General features: G+C 68.2%; 15 protein-coding genes. 8 read left to right on the top strand and 7 right to left on the bottom strand.

Annotation, left to right across the window (positions count from 1 at the left end):
- Nucleotides 1–619 precede the first annotated feature (619 nt).
- Nucleotides 620–922, top strand: coding sequence for a co-chaperone GroES (gene groES / locus NY1_RS12950; RefSeq protein WP_033086015.1), 303 nt, complete (start codon nt 620–622; stop codon nt 920–922).
- Between the two features lie 98 nt (nt 923–1,020).
- Nucleotides 1,021–2,628, top strand: coding sequence for a chaperonin GroEL (groL, locus tag NY1_RS12945; protein ID WP_067711683.1), 1,608 nt, complete (start codon nt 1,021–1,023; stop codon nt 2,626–2,628).
- A 124-nt stretch (nt 2,629–2,752) separates the two neighbouring features.
- Here the strand turns inward: groL and NY1_RS12940 are convergent, their stop codons facing one another.
- The 5 genes from NY1_RS12940 to NY1_RS12920 all read right to left on the bottom strand — a co-directional run bounded on the left by NY1_RS12940 (nt 2,753) and on the right by NY1_RS12920 (nt 6,264).
- Nucleotides 2,753–3,730, bottom strand: a complete 978-nt coding sequence (locus NY1_RS12940; RefSeq protein ID WP_067711680.1) for a hypothetical protein — start codon at nt 3,728–3,730, stop codon at nt 2,753–2,755.
- Nucleotides 3,731–3,872: 142 nt separating this feature from the next.
- The gene (locus tag NY1_RS12935) at nt 3,873–4,388 is read right to left on the bottom strand and encodes a hypothetical protein (RefSeq protein WP_067711677.1); all 516 of its coding nucleotides are present in this window, start codon (nt 4,386–4,388) and stop codon (nt 3,873–3,875) included.
- 146 nt (nt 4,389–4,534) lie between these two features.
- Entirely contained in the window at nt 4,535–4,849 is a 315-nt protein-coding gene (locus NY1_RS12930; protein ID WP_233434315.1) for an RskA family anti-sigma factor, read from the bottom strand.
- Nucleotide 4,850: 1 nt separating this feature from the next.
- Nucleotides 4,851–5,435 carry a sigma-70 family RNA polymerase sigma factor gene (locus tag NY1_RS12925; protein WP_067711675.1) on the bottom strand — a complete coding sequence of 195 codons (585 nt, stop codon included), beginning with the start codon at nt 5,433–5,435 and terminating at the stop codon, nt 4,851–4,853.
- 535 nt (nt 5,436–5,970) lie between these two features.
- Nucleotides 5,971–6,264, bottom strand: coding sequence for a WhiB family transcriptional regulator (locus NY1_RS12920; protein ID WP_067711670.1), 294 nt, complete (start codon nt 6,262–6,264; stop codon nt 5,971–5,973).
- A gap of 609 nt (nt 6,265–6,873) precedes the next feature.
- Between NY1_RS12920 and NY1_RS12915 the strand changes: the two genes are divergently transcribed.
- From NY1_RS12915 to NY1_RS12905, 3 genes are all read left to right on the top strand, one after another.
- Nucleotides 6,874–7,800 carry a hypothetical protein gene (locus NY1_RS12915; protein WP_084534916.1) on the top strand — a complete coding sequence of 309 codons (927 nt, stop codon included), beginning with the start codon at nt 6,874–6,876 and terminating at the stop codon, nt 7,798–7,800.
- A gap of 155 nt (nt 7,801–7,955) precedes the next feature.
- A complete protein-coding gene (locus NY1_RS12910) occupies nt 7,956–8,537 on the top strand; it encodes a sigma-70 family RNA polymerase sigma factor (protein WP_067711665.1) in 582 nt (193 codons plus the stop codon).
- Nucleotides 8,530–9,660 carry an anti-sigma-D factor RsdA gene (locus tag NY1_RS12905; RefSeq protein ID WP_084534915.1) on the top strand — a complete coding sequence of 377 codons (1,131 nt, stop codon included), beginning with the start codon at nt 8,530–8,532 and terminating at the stop codon, nt 9,658–9,660. The genes NY1_RS12910 and NY1_RS12905 overlap by 8 nt, the downstream gene beginning before the upstream one ends.
- Nucleotides 9,661–9,842: 182 nt before the next feature.
- Here the strand turns inward: NY1_RS12905 and NY1_RS12900 are convergent, their stop codons facing one another.
- Nucleotides 9,843–10,256, bottom strand: coding sequence for a DUF5319 domain-containing protein (locus NY1_RS12900; RefSeq protein ID WP_067711659.1), 414 nt, complete (start codon nt 10,254–10,256; stop codon nt 9,843–9,845).
- Between the two features lie 347 nt (nt 10,257–10,603).
- Between NY1_RS12900 and guaB the strand changes: the two genes are divergently transcribed.
- Both guaB and NY1_RS12890 read left to right on the top strand, forming a co-directional pair.
- Complete coding sequence (gene guaB, locus NY1_RS12895) at nt 10,604–12,145, top strand: IMP dehydrogenase (RefSeq protein ID WP_067711656.1); 1,542 nt, start codon at nt 10,604–10,606, stop codon at nt 12,143–12,145.
- Nucleotides 12,146–12,349: 204 nt separating this feature from the next.
- Nucleotides 12,350–13,483, top strand: a complete 1,134-nt coding sequence (locus NY1_RS12890; RefSeq protein ID WP_067711653.1) for a GuaB3 family IMP dehydrogenase-related protein — start codon at nt 12,350–12,352, stop codon at nt 13,481–13,483.
- Nucleotides 13,484–13,708: 225 nt separating this feature from the next.
- On the opposite strand, the gene NY1_RS12885 is transcribed toward NY1_RS12890, so the two are convergent.
- Nucleotides 13,709–14,662 carry an alpha/beta fold hydrolase gene (locus tag NY1_RS12885; RefSeq protein ID WP_067711650.1) on the bottom strand — a complete coding sequence of 318 codons (954 nt, stop codon included), beginning with the start codon at nt 14,660–14,662 and terminating at the stop codon, nt 13,709–13,711.
- Nucleotides 14,663–15,034: 372 nt separating this feature from the next.
- On the opposite strand from NY1_RS12885, the gene guaA reads away from it, so the two are divergent.
- The gene (gene guaA / locus NY1_RS12880; RefSeq protein WP_067711647.1) at nt 15,035–16,594 is read left to right on the top strand and encodes a glutamine-hydrolyzing GMP synthase; all 1,560 of its coding nucleotides are present in this window, start codon (nt 15,035–15,037) and stop codon (nt 16,592–16,594) included.
- The last annotated feature ends 72 nt before the right edge of the window (nt 16,595–16,666 follow it).

The following is a 16,666-nucleotide window of genomic DNA, read 5'->3' as shown; positions in this document are numbered from 1 at the left end:
CGAGCGGATGGCCCCGGTGTAACCGGCCATCTCGAACGGACTGCGGAGGCATCCTGCGGGTAACGGACGACTCCGAGCTACGGATCAGGCCGGACCCTTGTCCGATGGGGCGTCGGGACCAGCCGGTGATCAACTGCGGTCTTGCTCTCGTCTCATGCCTGCACGGACGATGCCGCACAGTTAGCGGGGTGAAGCGTTTATGTAACTCTCGGCGGTGCGCTGACGGGGTCCGATCGGGTCTGCCGCGCGGCCGTCGTCAATAGTGTCACAATCCGTTATCCGAACGTTACAGATTTTCGGATTTCTTTGGAAGCCCTCAGAATCCCTGCCCGGTCGCCCGGCGAGTCGCGTTGTCCAGCGGGATTACCCGGTTGTCCTGCGCTATTGCATTTGTAAGTACAGTCGCGGTAGCAGAGCCCGCCCTTGAGCGCTGGCACTCACATGTATAGAGTGCTAGTCGGCACTGGTTGTTGTGCTCAGGTGCCAGCTACGACTTCTGCGCAGGAGTCCCGGCACCCGCGACGACGGGGCTGATTGCACAGAGTCGGTCAGACCGAAACCGTGCGTCCGAGGCAACCGCTTCGGACGAGAAGAATCCCCTGAAAGTGGAGGGCTCACTGTGGCGAGCGTGAACATCAAGCCGCTCGAGGACAAGATCCTCGTCCAGGCCAACGAGGCCGAGACGACGACCGCCTCCGGCCTGGTCATCCCCGACACGGCGAAGGAGAAGCCCCAGGAGGGCACCGTCATCGCCGTCGGCCCCGGCCGCTGGGACGAGGACGGCGAGAAGCGCATCCCGCTGGACGTCAAGGAAGGCGACGTCGTCATCTACAGCAAGTACGGCGGCACCGAGATCAAGTACAACGGCAGCGAGTACCTGATCCTGTCGGCGCGCGACCTGCTGGCCGTCGTCACCAAGTAGGGAACGACCACCTCTCGCCCCGGCGTCGCCGCTGTACATCAGCTCCGGCCCGGGGCGGAGTGCGTTCTCCCCCAACTCATTTCAGGAGTAGGTAACACATGGCAAAGCAGATCGAGTTCGACGAGAAGGCGCGTCGGGCCATGGAGCGCGGCGTCGACAAGCTCGCCGACGCCGTCAAGGTCACCCTCGGCCCGCGCGGCAGGCACGTGGTGCTGGCCAAGGCCTTCGGCGGCCCGACCGTCACCAACGACGGCGTGACCATCGCCCGCGACATCGATCTCGAGGACCCGTTCGAGAACCTGGGCGCGCAGCTGGTCAAGTCCGTCGCCACCAAGACCAACGATGTCGCCGGCGACGGCACCACCACCGCCACTGTGCTGGCGCAGGCGCTGATCAAGGGCGGCCTGAAGAACATCGCGGCTGGCGCCAACCCGATGGTGCTGGGCAAGGGCATGAGCAAGGCCGCCGACGCGGTCGCCGCCGCCCTGCACGCCGCCGCCACCCCGGTCTCCGGTGAGAAGTCCATCGCGCAGGTCGCCACCGTGTCCTCGCGGGACGAGGAGATCGGCAACCTGGTCGCCGAGGCGCTGACCAAGGTCGGCAAGGACGGCGTCGTCACCATCGAGGAGTCCTCGGGTCTGCAGACCGAGGTCGCCATCACCGAGGGCGTGCAGTTCGACAAGGGCTACCTGTCCCCGTACTTCGTGACCGACGCGGAGACCATGCAGGCCGTCCTGGAGGACGCCTGGATCCTGCTGAACCGCGACAAGATCAGCTCGCTGCCCGATCTGCTCCCGCTGCTGGAGAAGATCGCCGAGTCCGGCAAGCCGGTCGTCATCATCGCCGAGGACATCGAGGGCGAGGCGCTCTCCACCCTGGTGGTCAACGCGATCCGCAAGACCCTCAAGGTCGTCGCCGTGAAGGCCCCGTTCTTCGGTGACCGCCGCAAGGCGTTCCTGGACGACCTGGCCATCGTCACCGGCGGCACCGTGATCAACCCGGACCTGGGCATCACCCTGCGCGAGGCGGGCGTGGACGTGCTGGGCAAGGCGCGCCGCGTGGTCGTCACCAAGGACGAGACCACCATCGTCGAGGGTGCGGGCACCCAGGACGCCATCGACGCGCGGGTTTCCCAGCTGCGCAAGGAGATCGAGAACACCGACTCCGACTGGGACCGCGAGAAGCTGGAAGAGCGCCTGGCCAAGCTGGCCGGCGGCGTCGCCGTGATCAAGGTCGGCGCGGCCACCGAGACCGAGCTCAAGGAGCGCAAGTACCGGGTCGAGGACGCCGTGTCCTCCGCCAAGGCCGCGGTCGCCGAGGGCATCGTCTCCGGCGGCGGCACCGCGCTGGTGCAGGCCGCCGCGCAGCTGGGCGCGCTGCGCGACTCGCTGTCCGGCGACGAGGCGGTCGGCGTCGAGGTCGTGCGCCAGGCGCTGCTGTCCCCGCTGTACTGGATCGCCACCAATGCCGGCGTCGACGGCGCGGTCGTGGTCGCCAAGGTCACCGAGGGCAAGGACGGCTTCAACGCCGCCACCCTGACCTACGGCGATCTGGTCGCCGAGGGCGTCATCGATCCGGTCAAGGTGACCCGTTCTGCGGTCGAGAACGCCATCTCGGTGGCGCGCATGGTGCTGACCACCGAGTCGGCCATCGTGGAGAAGCCGGCCGAGGAGCCGGAGCACAGCCACCACGGGCACTCGCACTGAGCGAGCGGCCGCCGCGGTGACGCGGGGTAGCTGAACGAGCCCCCGGACGGGTGACCGTCCGGGGGCTTCGTCATCCGGGGGAGACACCGGAAATGTCCGGGGGGCTTGTCGTTTCGGCGGTGGTTCAGAGTCCGAGGCGGCCGAGCAGGCTCTCGGTTTGCTCGCGATCGAGTTCGCGCACCAGCTCGCAGGAGGCCTCGAGGGCTTCGTGCACCACGGGATACATGTTCGAGGGCCGCCATTGCAGGTGCATGCCCTTGGGTTCCACGAGGAGCAGCGGTGTGCCGTCCAATACCGGCAGTTCCGCCGGCGATGCCGATCCGGGCATGAACATGAATCCCGGCGGGGCGAAATTGAAGCGCTGATAATCCAGCAACTTCGGCGCCGCCGCGTAATCCTCCGGCGTCAGACCGTGATTGCGCGCATATCGCACCGCCGCCGGATCGACCGGTTCGGCATTCAGATATCCCGGCCCGGTATGGCGCAGCAAGGCGTCCTGTAAGAGCGCATAGCCGTGATAGAGCCGATCCCGCATCCCGATCAGCCGGAATTCGAAGGCGCGCCGATTGTTCCGGTCCAGCACCAGCAGATCCAGATCGTCGTGCAGCGTGAACACCTCGCGCAGGAAGAACGGCACCAGCTCGCTGTGCTCGAGATCGTCGAGCCGTTCCATCACCTCCGGGTGCGCCCGCCAGCGTTTGCGGGTCTCCTTGGACCGGCACAGCATGGTCATGGCCGCCGGAATCGCCAATCGGCTCGCGGCGCGGGTGGTTTCGTCCGGATCCTCGGCCAGTGCGTCCAGCTGGCGCACCAGCAGCTCCAGCGTGGCGTCGATGGTCGCGCCCGGATCGGCTCCGTTCTCGACCATGGTGCCGCACAGCAGGGCCAGCAGCGCGGTGTGGAAAAGGTCCGCGCCGGGCATGAGATTGCGCAGCGATACGACGCCGGCGGTCAGTTCCGCGCGGGTGCTCCCGGATTGGATCTCGGCGATCTCGGCCCGCACCTCGGGCGGCAGCAGGATGCCGTGGCCGCCGGTGAACGATTCGATCTCCGCCGGTTCGGTTTCGGCCGCGACGAACTCGCGCAATGCCCGCAATGCCATCACAGCTTTCCCCCGCACCCGATGTGTCCGGTCACCAACCTAGCAGTCGGCCACAAGTGATTTCGGCGGCGCGGTGCGGTCGGGAACGCGGCAGGCCCCGGACGCGAATCCGTCCAGGGGCCTTGTCATTTCGGCGTCCGGCTTACGAGCTGCCGGTGGATGCCCGCGGCTTGTTGCGCAGTTCCTCGCATGCGGCATGATCCGCCTCCGGCCGGTCGTTGCCGTCCCGGGCGCAGCCGTTCGCGGTGAAGCCCTCCCGGTCGTATCCGGACCGGTTGTAACCCTGGCGGTTGTAGCCGCTGCGGTCGTAGCCGAAGCGGTCCCGGCCGAACGAGTCGAACCCGCTGCGGTCGTAGCCGTAGCGGTCGCGGCCGAAGGTGTCGTAACCGCTGCGGTCGTACCCGGAGCGATCGCGGCCGAACGAGTCGTAGCCGCCGCTGTCGTAGCCGCTGCGATCCCGGCCGGACCGGTCACGGCCCGAGGAGTCGTATCCGTCCGCGCCGTAGCCGCCGTTGCAGCTGAGATCGCTCGGCTGACAGGGGGTGGCGAGCGCGGGCGCGGAAACGGCCAGGGGAGCGAGCAGGAGGGTGCCGGCGATGACGGCCCGTGCCGTGATGCCGCGGAATCCGTGAGTACCGATGGTCTGCAATTCGATCAATCTCCTCTACGCGAGCACGAATTCCGTGCTCTGCGGAGGCTGTCGATGCACCATCGAAATTTGTTACTTCCGCTAACGAATCCGCTCCCGCCCGGAGCGGTTGAACGGACCGGGCGGGCGACCGAAACCTCGGCGATGCGGCGAGGTCAGTCTCGTAGCGAAGGGGTGCTGCGGCCGTTTCCCTGGCGGAAAGCGGTGGGCGAGTGGTGGATCGCGGTGGACGGCGCCGGGTCGGTGGAGATGGCGGCGAGGAGACGGTCGCGAAGGGCGGGCGGCGGCGCGGTGGCCACCGTCGAAGCTAACTGGGCGAGGACTTCTCGGGTCTGCTGCACTTCCTGGGTGAAGTCGGCGCGCAGTACCGGGTCATCGGTGTCGAGCAACTCCGCCACTGCGCGCTGATCTTCGTCGCCGATCGATCCGAGCGCGACAGCGGCCGCGAGATCGATCTGGCTTTCGTTCATCTCACGTCACTCCCAAACTTTTCTTGAGTCGTGTCAGTCCATCCCGAATACGGGACTTAACGGTCGGTAATCCTACGCCCAAATACGCCGCTACCTCGGCATATGTCCGGCCGCCGAAGTAGGCGAGCGAGATGGCTTCCCGCTGCGTCTCGGTCAGCGTGGCCAGACCGGCCAGGACCGCCTGCTGCTCGAGCCGTCGACCCACTTCTTCGGTGACTTCGTCGAATTCGTTACCGAGAGTGCTGGTGCCGTAGGCGACTTCGCGCAGGGCATGGGCCTGCTCGGCGCGCACGCGATCCACCGCGCGGCGATGGGCGAGCGTCATCAGCCAAGTGACCGCGGAGCCCTTGGCTGGATCGAAGTTGGCTGCGGTACGCCAGATCTGGAGATAGACCTCCTGGGTCGTCTCCTCCGCGTAACCGGGATCGTGTAGGACGCGTAGGACCAGGCCGAACACCCGAGCGCTGGTGCGGTCGTACAGCTCGGCGAACGCCTGCTGATCCGACTGCCCGCAGCGTTCGAGAAGTGCGGCGAGTTCGAGGCTTTCGGCTGCGCGTGCCGTGATCGCAGAGTCGGGCGTCGCCACCCGCTCGTTCCTCGAACTCTGGAACGAGTCGCCCTCTGCGGCCGGCGGCCGCGTTGTCACAACGCTCCGTTCTGTGTCATCGGCCACGAGGGTAGCGTGCCGCTATGACCTCCTCTCGGTGGGGGGTATCGGCAAAACGACTGTCGCACAGCGATTTTCCGTTTTGTACCGACTCGCCCGAATCGTGATCCGAGAGACACGCCGACGCACGCCAGGCCTTGCCGGTCACAACCGATCGCTGCCGGAGCAGTGCCGGTTGTTTGCTAGACATTCGGCGCGCCGGGGCGCACGGATGGGAGGAAATTGCAAATCACACCGCTGTGTTCAGCGGTAACGAGCACCGTGCGCCCCGATCGCCTCGGTGGTGCACAGCCGTCACAAGACGGTCTGCGCTTCTGATCGGGGTTCCCCGCACCCGGGGCCTGGGCCCGGGCAGTCCCTGTCCGGTCGTCGGGGTTTCGAGGGCTTGCCCCGGCAGTCCCTGTCCGGTCATCGGGGTTTCAGGGGCTTGCCCCTGAGAGTCCCGAGAGTTGGCCTACGCCACTACCCGGCGCCGGTTGCGGCGGGCGTGCATCTCGCGTTCGGTCTCGGACATTCCGCCCCAGATGCCGTAGGGCTCACTCACCTTCAGCGCGTGCGAACGGCACTGCAGCAGCACGGGGCAGGCCCGGCAGACTTCCTTGGCTCGCATCTCGCGCTGCGAACGGGCGCGGCCGCGTTCGCCGTCCGGGTGGAAGAAGACCGAAGAGTCCTGGCCCCGGCAGCTACCACGCATCTGCCAATCCCAGACATCGGCGTTCGGACCAGGGAGGTGGGTCGGCATAGGCATGTGAACTCCTTATGGTGCGAGCTCGTCGGCATTGTCGAGCGGTGCTTGTGGCTAACAGTGGGCCGCATCGCCGGCACCCGGCGATCGCACTTCGCCGCCGCCGCAATTTCGTACGGCACCGACGATGACGATGACGTACGTTAGGTCGGGGAACGAAATCGAGTCAATAGTTTGTCCCGCGGCGATCCAAATACCAGCGCATTAGAGAATTAACATCCTCTCTATTTACAAAGTACCCCCGCTGTGGTGATACTGATCGGTTGCCCAGGAGCCCCGGATCGCAGTCATAGCCCATCGGACTGGCGAAAAGGCCTGGTAGAACTTGCTTTTCGAACTCGAATGCGATCAATGTCGGCTATGCGCCACCATGGGCCCGAGTGATCTCGAGCATTGCGCCCTCCGCACTGAGTAGGGTAGAGATGGCCACTCCGAGGCGCGCAGGTTAATAGCGCGAAACGCCATACGAATTTCTTACGGGCGTGCTAGCCGATAGCGAGCACAGATTTACCGAGTGGAAACACAATGCCGCTTGTGAATGCTGCGGGATAGCTGGCGATCTATGCTATGGCGGCGTGAATGCCCGATAGCGGCACTGGTTACAGTGCGGCTGTGCCTGTGCCCGAAGTGAACTCCGTGCTCGCCGCCACCGCCTTCGGTGCCACCCCCGAGCGCGCTGCCACCGGATTGCCCGCCCCCGCGAATCCCGCCGAATCCTGGCTGCGCGCCGTCGCCCTGGGTGGTGTCGGGGACTATGCCGCGGCCCGCGCCGAACTCCGCCGCGCCCGCCGCGCCACCACCGATCCGGTCCTGCGCTCGCTGACCCACAGCACCGAGGGCTCCCTGCTGCGCCAACTCGGCTGGCACAGCTACGCCGCTGTCTCGGATGGGCGAGCCGCCGCCCTGGTGCTGCCCGGCCCGGTCCGCACCCCCGTCACCCCCGCGCTGGAAGCGGCTCGTGCCGAGGCGGTTTGCGATGCGTTGACGGGCCTGGCCGCGGATGCCCTGGGCACCGCGCGCCCGGCCCTTGCCGCCCGGCTGCTCGAACGTTGCCGCCAGCAGCTCGATGTTCATCTCCCGGATCCGGGCACGGCGTGGCGGCAGCGGATCCGGTTGCACTGGGTGAGTGCCGAAACCGCGCTGTCGGCACCGGGATCCGGTTTGATCGCCGCGCCCGCGCCCGGCGCGCTCGCCGATTGCGAACGGGCACATCCCGATCCCGCCGTCGGACACGCCGAAGCGGCGCTGGCGCTGGCCGAACGCGCGCCGTCGCAGCGTCACCGGGTGAAATCCCGGCTATTGCTGGCCGCCGCGACCACCGTGGCGGGCGATCTCGACCGGGCCCGCGCACTGGCCGCCGAAGTCGATTCGCAATGCGTGGAATTCGAGCTGCGACCGCTGCGCTGGGCCTGCGCCATGCTGCGCGCGGGGATCGATCCGGCCGGTGACGGTGCGGCCGTCGCAGCCGATACCGAACGGTTGCTGGCTACTCGGGGCGGGCGATTCCGTTCGGCCGCCGATCATCTCGCGCGACCCTGAGTGTTCTCCGGGAGGTCCCTGAATCCTCCCCGAGAGTGACCCCGTAACACCTGTCTCGAATGAGTCAGCCGCTATTGTTGACGCGTTCCGCCCCTCCGCGGAAGCACCGCCCCTCCGGCGAAGTGCCACTCGTAACGCCAGGAACAGCTCTGACGATGAACAACACGGGTGAGGAGTTGGATCCCGCAGTCGTCGCTGCCGCCGCGCAGGGCGACCGGTCTGCGCTCGCCCAGGTACTGGAGAGCATCCGCCCCTTGGTGGTGCGGTATTGCCGTGCGCGCATCGGTTCCGCCGAACGTGGATCGCTCTCCGCGGACGACGTGGCGCAGGAGGTATGTCTGGCCGTGATGACCGCCCTCCCGCGTTATCAGGACCAGGGCCGGCCGTTCATGGCTTTCGTGTACGGCATCGCCTCGCACAAAGTCGCCGACGCTCATCGAAATTCCGCCCGTAACAAGGCGGACGCCATGGCCGAAGTACCGGATGTCATATCCACCGACCAGGGACCGGAGCAGCGAGCTCTCGAATCCGAAACCAGCCGGCAGATGAACGCTCTGCTGGCGACGCTTCCGGAAAAGCATCGAGAAATCCTGATCCTTCGCCTGGTCATGGGTCTGTCGGCAGAAGAAACCGCAGTTGCCGTGGGCAGTACGGCAGGTGCTATACGAGTCGCCCAGCACCGGGCACTCGCGAAACTCAAGTCTCAAGTGGCGAGGGCAGGTGAAATGTATGGCTAGGGATGGCGAGCGCGGTCGGGGCGACTGGAAGGCGCGACCTGGATCGCAGAACAGCGGTCCCTACGCCGAGGCGTCCGGTGACACCGGGCCGGTGGACATCGCTGCGGTGCGCCGCGACGATGCGCTGATCGACGCCATCTCCGGCGACGGTCCCGTGCAGACGGGCACCGCGGAGGAATATCAGCTGGCCGCATTGCTGGCCAACTGGCGAGCGGAGATCGTGGCCGAGCCGATGCCGGCCGGACCCGACCTGGACACCATCGTCGCCGCGGTCAATCAAGAGATCGGCGCGCGCACCGCGCGTATCAATGCCCACGCCGGTGGGCGACTACGGCTGGTGCGGCCCATTCTGGGTGCGGCGGCGGCCATCGCCCTGGTCATCGGCGGTCTGACGGCGTTCTCCTACAACGCGGCACCCGGCGATCCGCTGTGGCGGATCAAGGAGGTCGTGTTCAGCGAGCAGGCCCAGACCACGGTGGTGGCGCGGGCCGACGGCGACCTGGTCGAGGCGCAGAAGCTGATCGAGGCGGGCAAGCCGCAGGAAGCCGCCGCCGTCATGGAGCGGGCGCAGGCCAATGCCAGCCAGGTCAACGACAGCGGCAAGAAGGACGATCTGCTCGAGCGCTGGCAGGCGCTGCTGGTGCAGCTGCCCCCGGCGGTGCAGGCGACCTTGTCCGCGACCACGACGCCGTCGACCCCGAGCACCGGCAAGCCCGCGGTGACCACGCAGCCGAACGTCACGGTGGCGCCCACGGCTCCCACCACGGGCGGCAACGCGACCCCCGATCCGACGATCATGGGTGTCACTCCGGAGCCGGGCACCGGCGGTCCGAGCACGGGCGGCCACACCACCGTCCCGACCCAGCCCAATACCCAGCCGTCGCAGCCGGCGACCGAACCGTCGGAGCCTTCCGTGCCGACGGGCGGGCCGATCGTCACCACGACGGCCGCGGTCCCGACCGCGAATCCGGGTACCGGAACAGGTGGCGGCCAGCCCGCCACCCAGCCGCCGGTGGACCAGCCGACGGCCGGCCTTCCGACGATGCCGGCGACGCAGCCGAACACGCTGCCGACCGCGGGCATCACGATGCCGAATTTCCCGGCTCCGGGCGCGACTCGATGAGGACCGGGCGCGGCCGCGATAACGACGCGTGAACCGATCGCCGATCCGGCGATCGGTTCATTTGCGGCACTACGGCCTTCGCGGCGGGGTGCCGCATTCGTCTGCTCCGGACACGAAAAACCGGGCCTGCGTTCCGTGAGGGACGCAGGCCCGTAATCGTTTTCAGCGGGTAACGGTCGCGATCAGAGATCGAACCCGTCGAACCCGTCGCCGTGCAACGCCTCGTTCATCGAGGCATCGGCATATCCACGGCAGTAGTCCCAGGTGACGTACGCCTCGGGAGTCGGATCGTAGGCGGGTTCGTGCGGGCGCACCGTGCCGTCCACCAGTAGCTGGAGGAGGTTGGCGCGCAACATGTCCCAGTCGTGGTAGTGATCCTGCCGACAGTCCTCGCAGCTGACGACCAGCCCGCGAATTCCGCGATGGGCCAGCAGCGCCTCGTAGACCGCGAGGTCGGCGAGATCCTCTTCGACCGCTAGACGCTCGTGAGGATCCAGCGGTTCCCCCGGCTCGATGGCATCGAGCGCGGCCGACGGGTCGGAGGGGTCTCCGGCGAATGGATCCGGCGGCAAGCCAGGTGGTAGATGGTCACGCACAGGTCCACGGTACGCAGACAACACCCCTCCGCGCCAGCGCTGACGCCCATTTGCCCCCACTTCGCTGGTGGCAAAGCGCACAGTGTCCCAGTGTGAAAGCACACAGCGCCTAATGAGTAGGACTACGCAGTGTCCGAGGAGGCACGCTACAGCGCGCGGTGGCCGCGCGCACACCGGCGGAAGCTACCGGCGCGGACTCCCGGGCGTGGGTGCGATTCGGAATCATGCGACCGATACCATGGTTCACCAAGAGCCGGGTAGGAATTTCCGGCATTGTCATTCATCCACTCGCTCGACGGGTATCCGGGCCGGAGAGCGAGGACTTAGGTCCAGGAGGGGTCGATCCGATGAGCAGTCCCGTGACGGGCGAACGAAACAACGGCCGCCCTCATACGGGCGGCGACGATCCGAACAAGATCGCGATGCTGGGTCTCACCTTCGACGATGTGCTGCTGCTGCCGGCGGCGTCCGATCTCATTCCGAGTTCGGTGGACACCTCGAGCAAGCTGACCCGCGACATCACCCTGCGCACGCCGCTGGTGAGCTCCGCCATGGACACCGTGACCGAGGCGCGCATGGCCATCGCCATGGCCCGCGCGGGCGGAATGGGTGTGCTGCACCGCAATCTGTCGGTGGAGGCGCAGGCCTCGCAGGCCGAGACCGTGAAGCGTTCCGAGGCCGGCATGGTGACCGATCCGGTCACCTGCAGCCCCGAGAACACCCTCGCCGAGGTCGACGCCATGTGCGCGCGGTACCGCATCTCCGGTCTGCCGGTGGTGGACGCGCAGGGCAATCTGGTCGGCATCATCACCAATCGCGATATGCGTTTCGAGGTCGACGAGAACCGCAAGGTCGCCGAGGTGATGACCAAGGCGCCGCTGATCACCGCCCAGGAAGGCGTCACCGCGGAGGCCGCGCTCGGCCTGCTGCGCCGCCACAAGGTGGAGAAGCTGCCGATCGTGGACGGCAGCGGCAAGCTGCGCGGCCTGATCACGGTCAAGGACTTCGTCAAGACCGAGCAGTACCCCAACGCCACCAAGGACCGTGACGGGCGACTGCTGGTCGGCGCCGCCGTCGGTGTCGGTGAGGACGCCTGGGCGCGCGCCATGACCCTCGCCGATGTCGGCGTGGACGTGCTGATCGTCGACACCGCGCACGGGCATCAGTCCGGCGTGCTGCAGATGGTCACCAAGATCAAGGCCGAGGTCGGCGAGCGCGTGCAGATCGTCGGCGGCAATGTCGCCACCCGCGCCGGCGCGCTGGCGCTGGTCGAAGCCGGCGTGGACGCGGTGAAGGTGGGTGTGGGCCCCGGCTCCATCTGTACCACCCGCGTGGTCGCCGGTGTCGGCGCGCCGCAGATCACCGCCATCCTCGAGGCCACCGCCGCGTGCAAGCCGCACGGGGTTCCGGTCATCGCCGACGGCGGCGTGCAGTACTCCGGTGATATCGCCAAGGCCATCGCGGCCGGCGCGTCCACCGTCATGCTGGGCTCGCTGCTGGCCGGCACCGCCGAATCGCCGGGCGAGCTGATCCTGGTGGGCGGCAAGCAGTTCAAGAGCTACCGCGGTATGGGTTCCCTCGGCGCCATGCAGGGCCGCGGCGAGGCCAAGTCGTACTCGAAGGACCGCTACTTCCAGGACGACGTGCTGTCGGAGAAGAAGCTGGTGCCCGAGGGCATCGAAGGCCGGGTGCCGTTCCGCGGTCCGCTGGACCAGGTCATCCACCAGCTGGTGGGCGGTCTGCGCGCGGCCATGGGTTACACCGGCGCGCAGGGCATCACCGACCTGCAGGCCGCGCAGTTCGTGCAGATCACGGCGGCGGGCCTGAAGGAATCGCACCCGCACGACATCACCATGACCGTCGAGGCGCCCAACTACACCACGCGCTAGCCGATAATCGGCTGCCGGGATGGGTTCCCGGCGGCCGAGGCCCGAGCCCCGCAGGTGCGCGGCCCGTTCCGGATCGCGATCGACCTCCGCCCCGAGGCGGGCGGAGGGATCGCCACTCCGGGTTCCGGAGCAGCGGAGGGCACAGGGCCGCGAACCCGCCCGCAGCGAAGCGGAGGGCCTTAAACACAGGAGGATGAACGAAGAATGCGCGACCTCGTCGAGATCGGCATGGGCCGGACTGCCCGGCGCACCTACGAACTGGACGATATCGAGCTCGTTCCGTCGCGGCGGACGCGTTCGTCCAAAGAGGTGTCGGTGGCCTGGCAGCTCGACGCCTACCGGTTCGAGATCCCGTTCCTGACCCATCCGACCGATGCGCTGGTCTCGCCGCGCTTCGCCATCGAACTGGGCAAGGCGGGCGCGCTCGGCGTCATCAACGGTGAGGGGCTGTGGGCCCGGCACGCCGATGTCGAGGCCAAGCTGATCCAGCTGGTCGAGACCGCGGAGAAGGAAGGCACCGAGGCCGCCATCGCGCTGCTGCAGGAGCTGCACGCCGCGCCGATGCAGCCCGAACTGCTGGCCGCCGCGGTCGCCGAGGTGCGCGCCGCCGGCGTCACCACCGCGGTCCGGGTGAGCCCGCAGAACGCGCGTGCCCTGACGCCCGCCCTGGTGCAGGCCGGTATCGACCTGCTGGTCGTGCACGGCACCATCATCTCCGCCGAGCACGTGGGCGACGGAGAGCCGTTGAACCTCAAGACCTTCATCGCCGAGCTGGATGTGCCGGTGGTCGCGGGCGGCGTGTCCGATCACCGCACCGCGCTGCACCTGATGCGCACCGGCGCGGCCGGCGTCATCGTCGGCTACGGCTCGATGCAGGGCGCCACCACCACCGGTGAGGTGCTCGGCATCGGCGTCCCGATGGCCACCGCCATCGCCGATGCCGCCGCGGCGCGCCGTGACTACCTGGACGAGACCGGCGGGCGCTACGTGCACGTCATCGCCGACGGTCAGATCCTCACCTCGGGCGATATCGCCAAGGCCATCGCGTGCGGCGCGGACGCGGTCATGCTCGGCGTGCCGCTGACGCTGGCACAGGAAGCGCCGGGCAGCGGCTGGTACTGGCCGTCGGCCGCGGCGCATCCGTCGGTGCCGCGCGGTTCGCTGCTGCCCTACGCCATCTCGGAGGAGCGGGTGCCGCTGGAGCAGGTCCTGAACGGGCCCTCCAACGATCCGTTCGGTTCGCTGAACCTGGTTGGCGGCCTGCGGCGTTCGATGGCCAAGACCGGCTACAGCGATCTCAAGGAATTCCAGAAGGTCGGCCTGAACGTGCGCGGCTGAGGCTGCCCACGCTGTTTCTCGACCCCGCCGCGAGTACGCGGCGGGGTCGAGCCGTTTCCGGGCGGCTGCCGCGCCGCAGCTGGCCGCGGCCGACCGCCACGGGTGCGCAGTCGACAGCCCGCGAACCAAGCGACGTGCGGGGCCCCGACGTCCCGGATTCCGTAGTCGTCGCGAGGACGACGTGTTCAGCCGGGCGCGGTGTGGACCGGAGGCGCGGTGCAGGCGTCAGTGGCCGCTGTCGTGTGGGGATCGGGCTGGGGAGCGCGGGATTTCGATGTTCTCGGGCGATTGTGCCGAGCTGCGTGGGATTTCGACGGTCGGCGGGACGGGATCGGTGGTGCGGATGGGGATTTCGCCGGACCAGAGCCGGGTGGAGGGGGAGGCCAGGGCTCGGGTGACCGCCGGTTCGCGCAGGAATTCGCGGAGGGCGGTGTCGATCAGCGCGGGGTGGGTGAGGTTGACGGTCTGGCGTGCGCCCTCGATCTCCAGGTAGCGGGCACCCGGCAGCCGGTCGGCGAGTTCGCGGGCGTGGGCTCGCGGGACGCCGCCCAGGGTGGGGTGGATTACCAGTGCGGGGCAGGTGATTTCGGCTAGTCGGTCCAGGATGGCGTCGCGGCCGAGCAGGGCGCCCGCGGCGACCTCGGTGGCGTGCGGGTCGCGGCCGAGCCAGCGCGCCACCCATTGCGCGTGATGCCGCTCGTCCGCGCCGAGCAGCCGCCGGGCCAGGAAGGCGGCCAGCGCGGGCCGGGAGGAGTCCTCGTGCCACTTGTCCAGGAAACGCCGGGCATTGAGCTGTTCGGTGGGCGTGGGCTCGTGCGCCTCGGTGCTGATAAGTATCAGTGCCGCAACACGATCCGGCGCGAGCAGGGCGGCGCGTAGCGCGATGGCGCCGCCCTGGGCGGTACCGCCCAGCACGGCTCTTTCCACACCGAGCTGATCCAGCACGGTGAGCTCGTCGCGGGCACAGGTCCAGTAGGTGAACGGCAGCCCCTCGTCCCGGGTACGGCCGTGCCCGCGCGCATCGGGGGTCACGAGCCGGAACTCGGGGGTGAGTGCCGCCTGCTGCGACGCGAACATCGTTCGGTCCATGAGGAATTCGTGCCCCAGCAGTACTACCGGTCCCTCGCCCCCGCTGTCCTCGTAGTGGATCTCGGCGTCGATCGCACGGGCGAATGGCACGAGTTAGAGAATAGCCAGACCCTCTGACGAAAACCTCCGCTTTCCTCCCGACGACACACCCGGTGTCAGTGGACCCGCCGTACCGGGGCCGGAGTTCCCCCCGGCGCGGGGCGGCATCCCCTATCGCCCGGCGGGCACGCCCGCTATCGTGCAGCCCGCTGCGGCCCCCCGGGCCCGGGCCGAGGGTTTTGCCGCCTAGGGTCGGAATGCCCTATTGCCATACGGACGCGGCTCGATACCGTCCCTTCGCCTCCACCGTTCGGGCCGACCGCCACCGCTTCCGAGGCCGGTGTGCGCGAGGCCCGGTGGAGGTCCAAAACGTCCGGTCGTCCCGAGGTCATTGTGTTCTGTGTCGCTCTTTAGACTGATCGCGTGGCAGAAACCCAGCGACCAGTCCTTGTCGTCGACTTCGGCGCGCAATACGCCCAACTGATCGCGCGCCGGGTGCGCGAGGCCAGCGTCTACTCGGAGGTGGTGCCGCACACCATCACCGTGGAGGAGATCGCCGAGAGGAATCCCGCCGCGGTGATTCTCTCCGGCGGCCCGAGCAGCGTGTACGCCGAGGGCGCGCCGCAGCTGGACGCCCGGCTGTTCGATCTCGAGCTGCCGGTGTTCGGTATCTGCTACGGCTTCCAGGCCATGGCGCAGGCGCTCGGAGGCACGGTGGCGCACACCGGGACTCGCGAGTACGGCCGCACCGAGCTGAGTGTGGACGGCGGCATCCTGCACGGCGGCCTGCCCACCCGGCAGCCGGTGTGGATGAGCCACGGTGACGCGGTCACCGACGCCCCCGCCGGTTTCGAGGTCACCGCGACCTCCGCGGGCGCTCCGGTCGCGGCGTTCGAGGATCGGGCGCGCAAGCTCGCGGGTGTGCAGTACCACCCGGAGGTGCTGCATTCGCCGCACGGCCAGCAGGTGCTGAGCCGCTTCCTGCACGAGATCGCCGGCATTCCGGGCGCGTGGACCGCGTCCAATATCGCCGAGGCGCTGATCCAGCAGGTGCGCGAGCAGGTCGGCGACGGCCACGCCATCTGCGGACTGTCCGGCGGCGTCGATTCCGCTGTCGCCGCGGCGCTGGTGCAGCGGGCCATCGGCGATCGCCTGACCTGTGTGTTCGTCGATCACGGGCTGCTGCGCGCCGGTGAACGCGAGCAGGTGCAGCGCGATTTCGTCGCCGCGACCGGGGCCAAGCTGGTCACCGTGGACGCGGTGGACAAGTTCCTGGGCGAGCTCAAGGGCGTCTCCGATCCCGAGGAGAAGCGCAAGATCATCGGCCGCGAGTTCATCCGCTCCTTCGAGGACGCGGTGGCCGAGGTGGTCGGCGAACAGGGCGAGACCAAGGTCGAATTCCTGGTGCAGGGCACGCTGTACCCGGACGTGGTGGAGTCCGGCGGCGGCGCCGGCACCGCGAACATCAAGAGCCATCACAATGTCGGCGGGCTGCCGGACGACCTGGAGTTCGCGCTGGTCGAGCCGTTGCGGCTGCTGTTCAAGGACGAGGTGCGGGCCGTCGGCCGCGAGCTCGGCCTGCCCGAGGAAATCGTTGCGCGCCAGCCGTTCCCGGGTCCGGGTCTGGCCATCCGCATTGTCGGCGAGGTGACCTTCGAACGCCTGGAGCTGCTGCGCCAGGCCGATGCCATCGCTCGCGAGGAGCTCACCGCGGCCGGCCTGGACAAGCAGATCTGGCAGTGCCCGGTGGTGCTGCTGGCCGATGTCCGCAGCGTCGGCGTGCAGGGCGACGGCCGCACCTACGGTCATCCGATCGTGCTGCGCCCGGTCTCGTCCGAGGACGCCATGACCGCGGACTGGACGCGCCTGCCCTACGAGGTGCTGGAGCGCATCTCCACCCGCATCACCAACGAGGTGGCCGACGTCAACCGCGTCGTGCTCGACGTGACGAGCAAGCCGCCGGGCACCATCGAATGGGAATGAGTTTCCCGCAGGCATAGGGAAGGCCCCGCACACCTGGTGTGCGGGGCCTTCTTGCCTTCCGGTGGAAGGCGT

It is taken from the genome of Nocardia yamanashiensis NBRC 100130 (genome assembly GCF_001613325.1).
Taxonomy (GTDB): domain Bacteria; phylum Actinomycetota; class Actinomycetes; order Mycobacteriales; family Mycobacteriaceae; genus Nocardia; species Nocardia yamanashiensis.
This window is presented reverse-complemented; position numbering and strand designations above follow the sequence as displayed.

What these genes read in the sequence shown, in the direction of transcription:
- NY1_RS12910 (WP_067711665.1), top strand. Translation starts at nt 7,956, where the DNA reads ATGAACAACACGGGTGAGGAGTTGGATCCCGCAGTCGTCGCTGCCGCC.
- NY1_RS12890 (WP_067711653.1), top strand. Translation starts at nt 12,350, where the DNA reads ATGCGCGACCTCGTCGAGATCGGCATGGGCCGGACTGCCCGGCGCACC.
- NY1_RS12930 (WP_233434315.1), bottom strand. Translation starts at nt 4,849, where the DNA reads ATGAACGAAAGCCAGATCGATCTCGCGGCCGCTGTCGCGCTCGGATCG.
- guaB (WP_067711656.1), top strand. Translation starts at nt 10,604, where the DNA reads ATGAGCAGTCCCGTGACGGGCGAACGAAACAACGGCCGCCCTCATACG.
- NY1_RS12940 (WP_067711680.1), bottom strand. Translation starts at nt 3,730, where the DNA reads ATGGCATTGCGGGCATTGCGCGAGTTCGTCGCGGCCGAAACCGAACCG.
- groL (WP_067711683.1), top strand. Translation starts at nt 1,021, where the DNA reads ATGGCAAAGCAGATCGAGTTCGACGAGAAGGCGCGTCGGGCCATGGAG.
- NY1_RS12920 (WP_067711670.1), bottom strand. Translation starts at nt 6,264, where the DNA reads ATGCCTATGCCGACCCACCTCCCTGGTCCGAACGCCGATGTCTGGGAT.
- NY1_RS12905 (WP_084534915.1), top strand. Translation starts at nt 8,530, where the DNA reads ATGGCTAGGGATGGCGAGCGCGGTCGGGGCGACTGGAAGGCGCGACCT.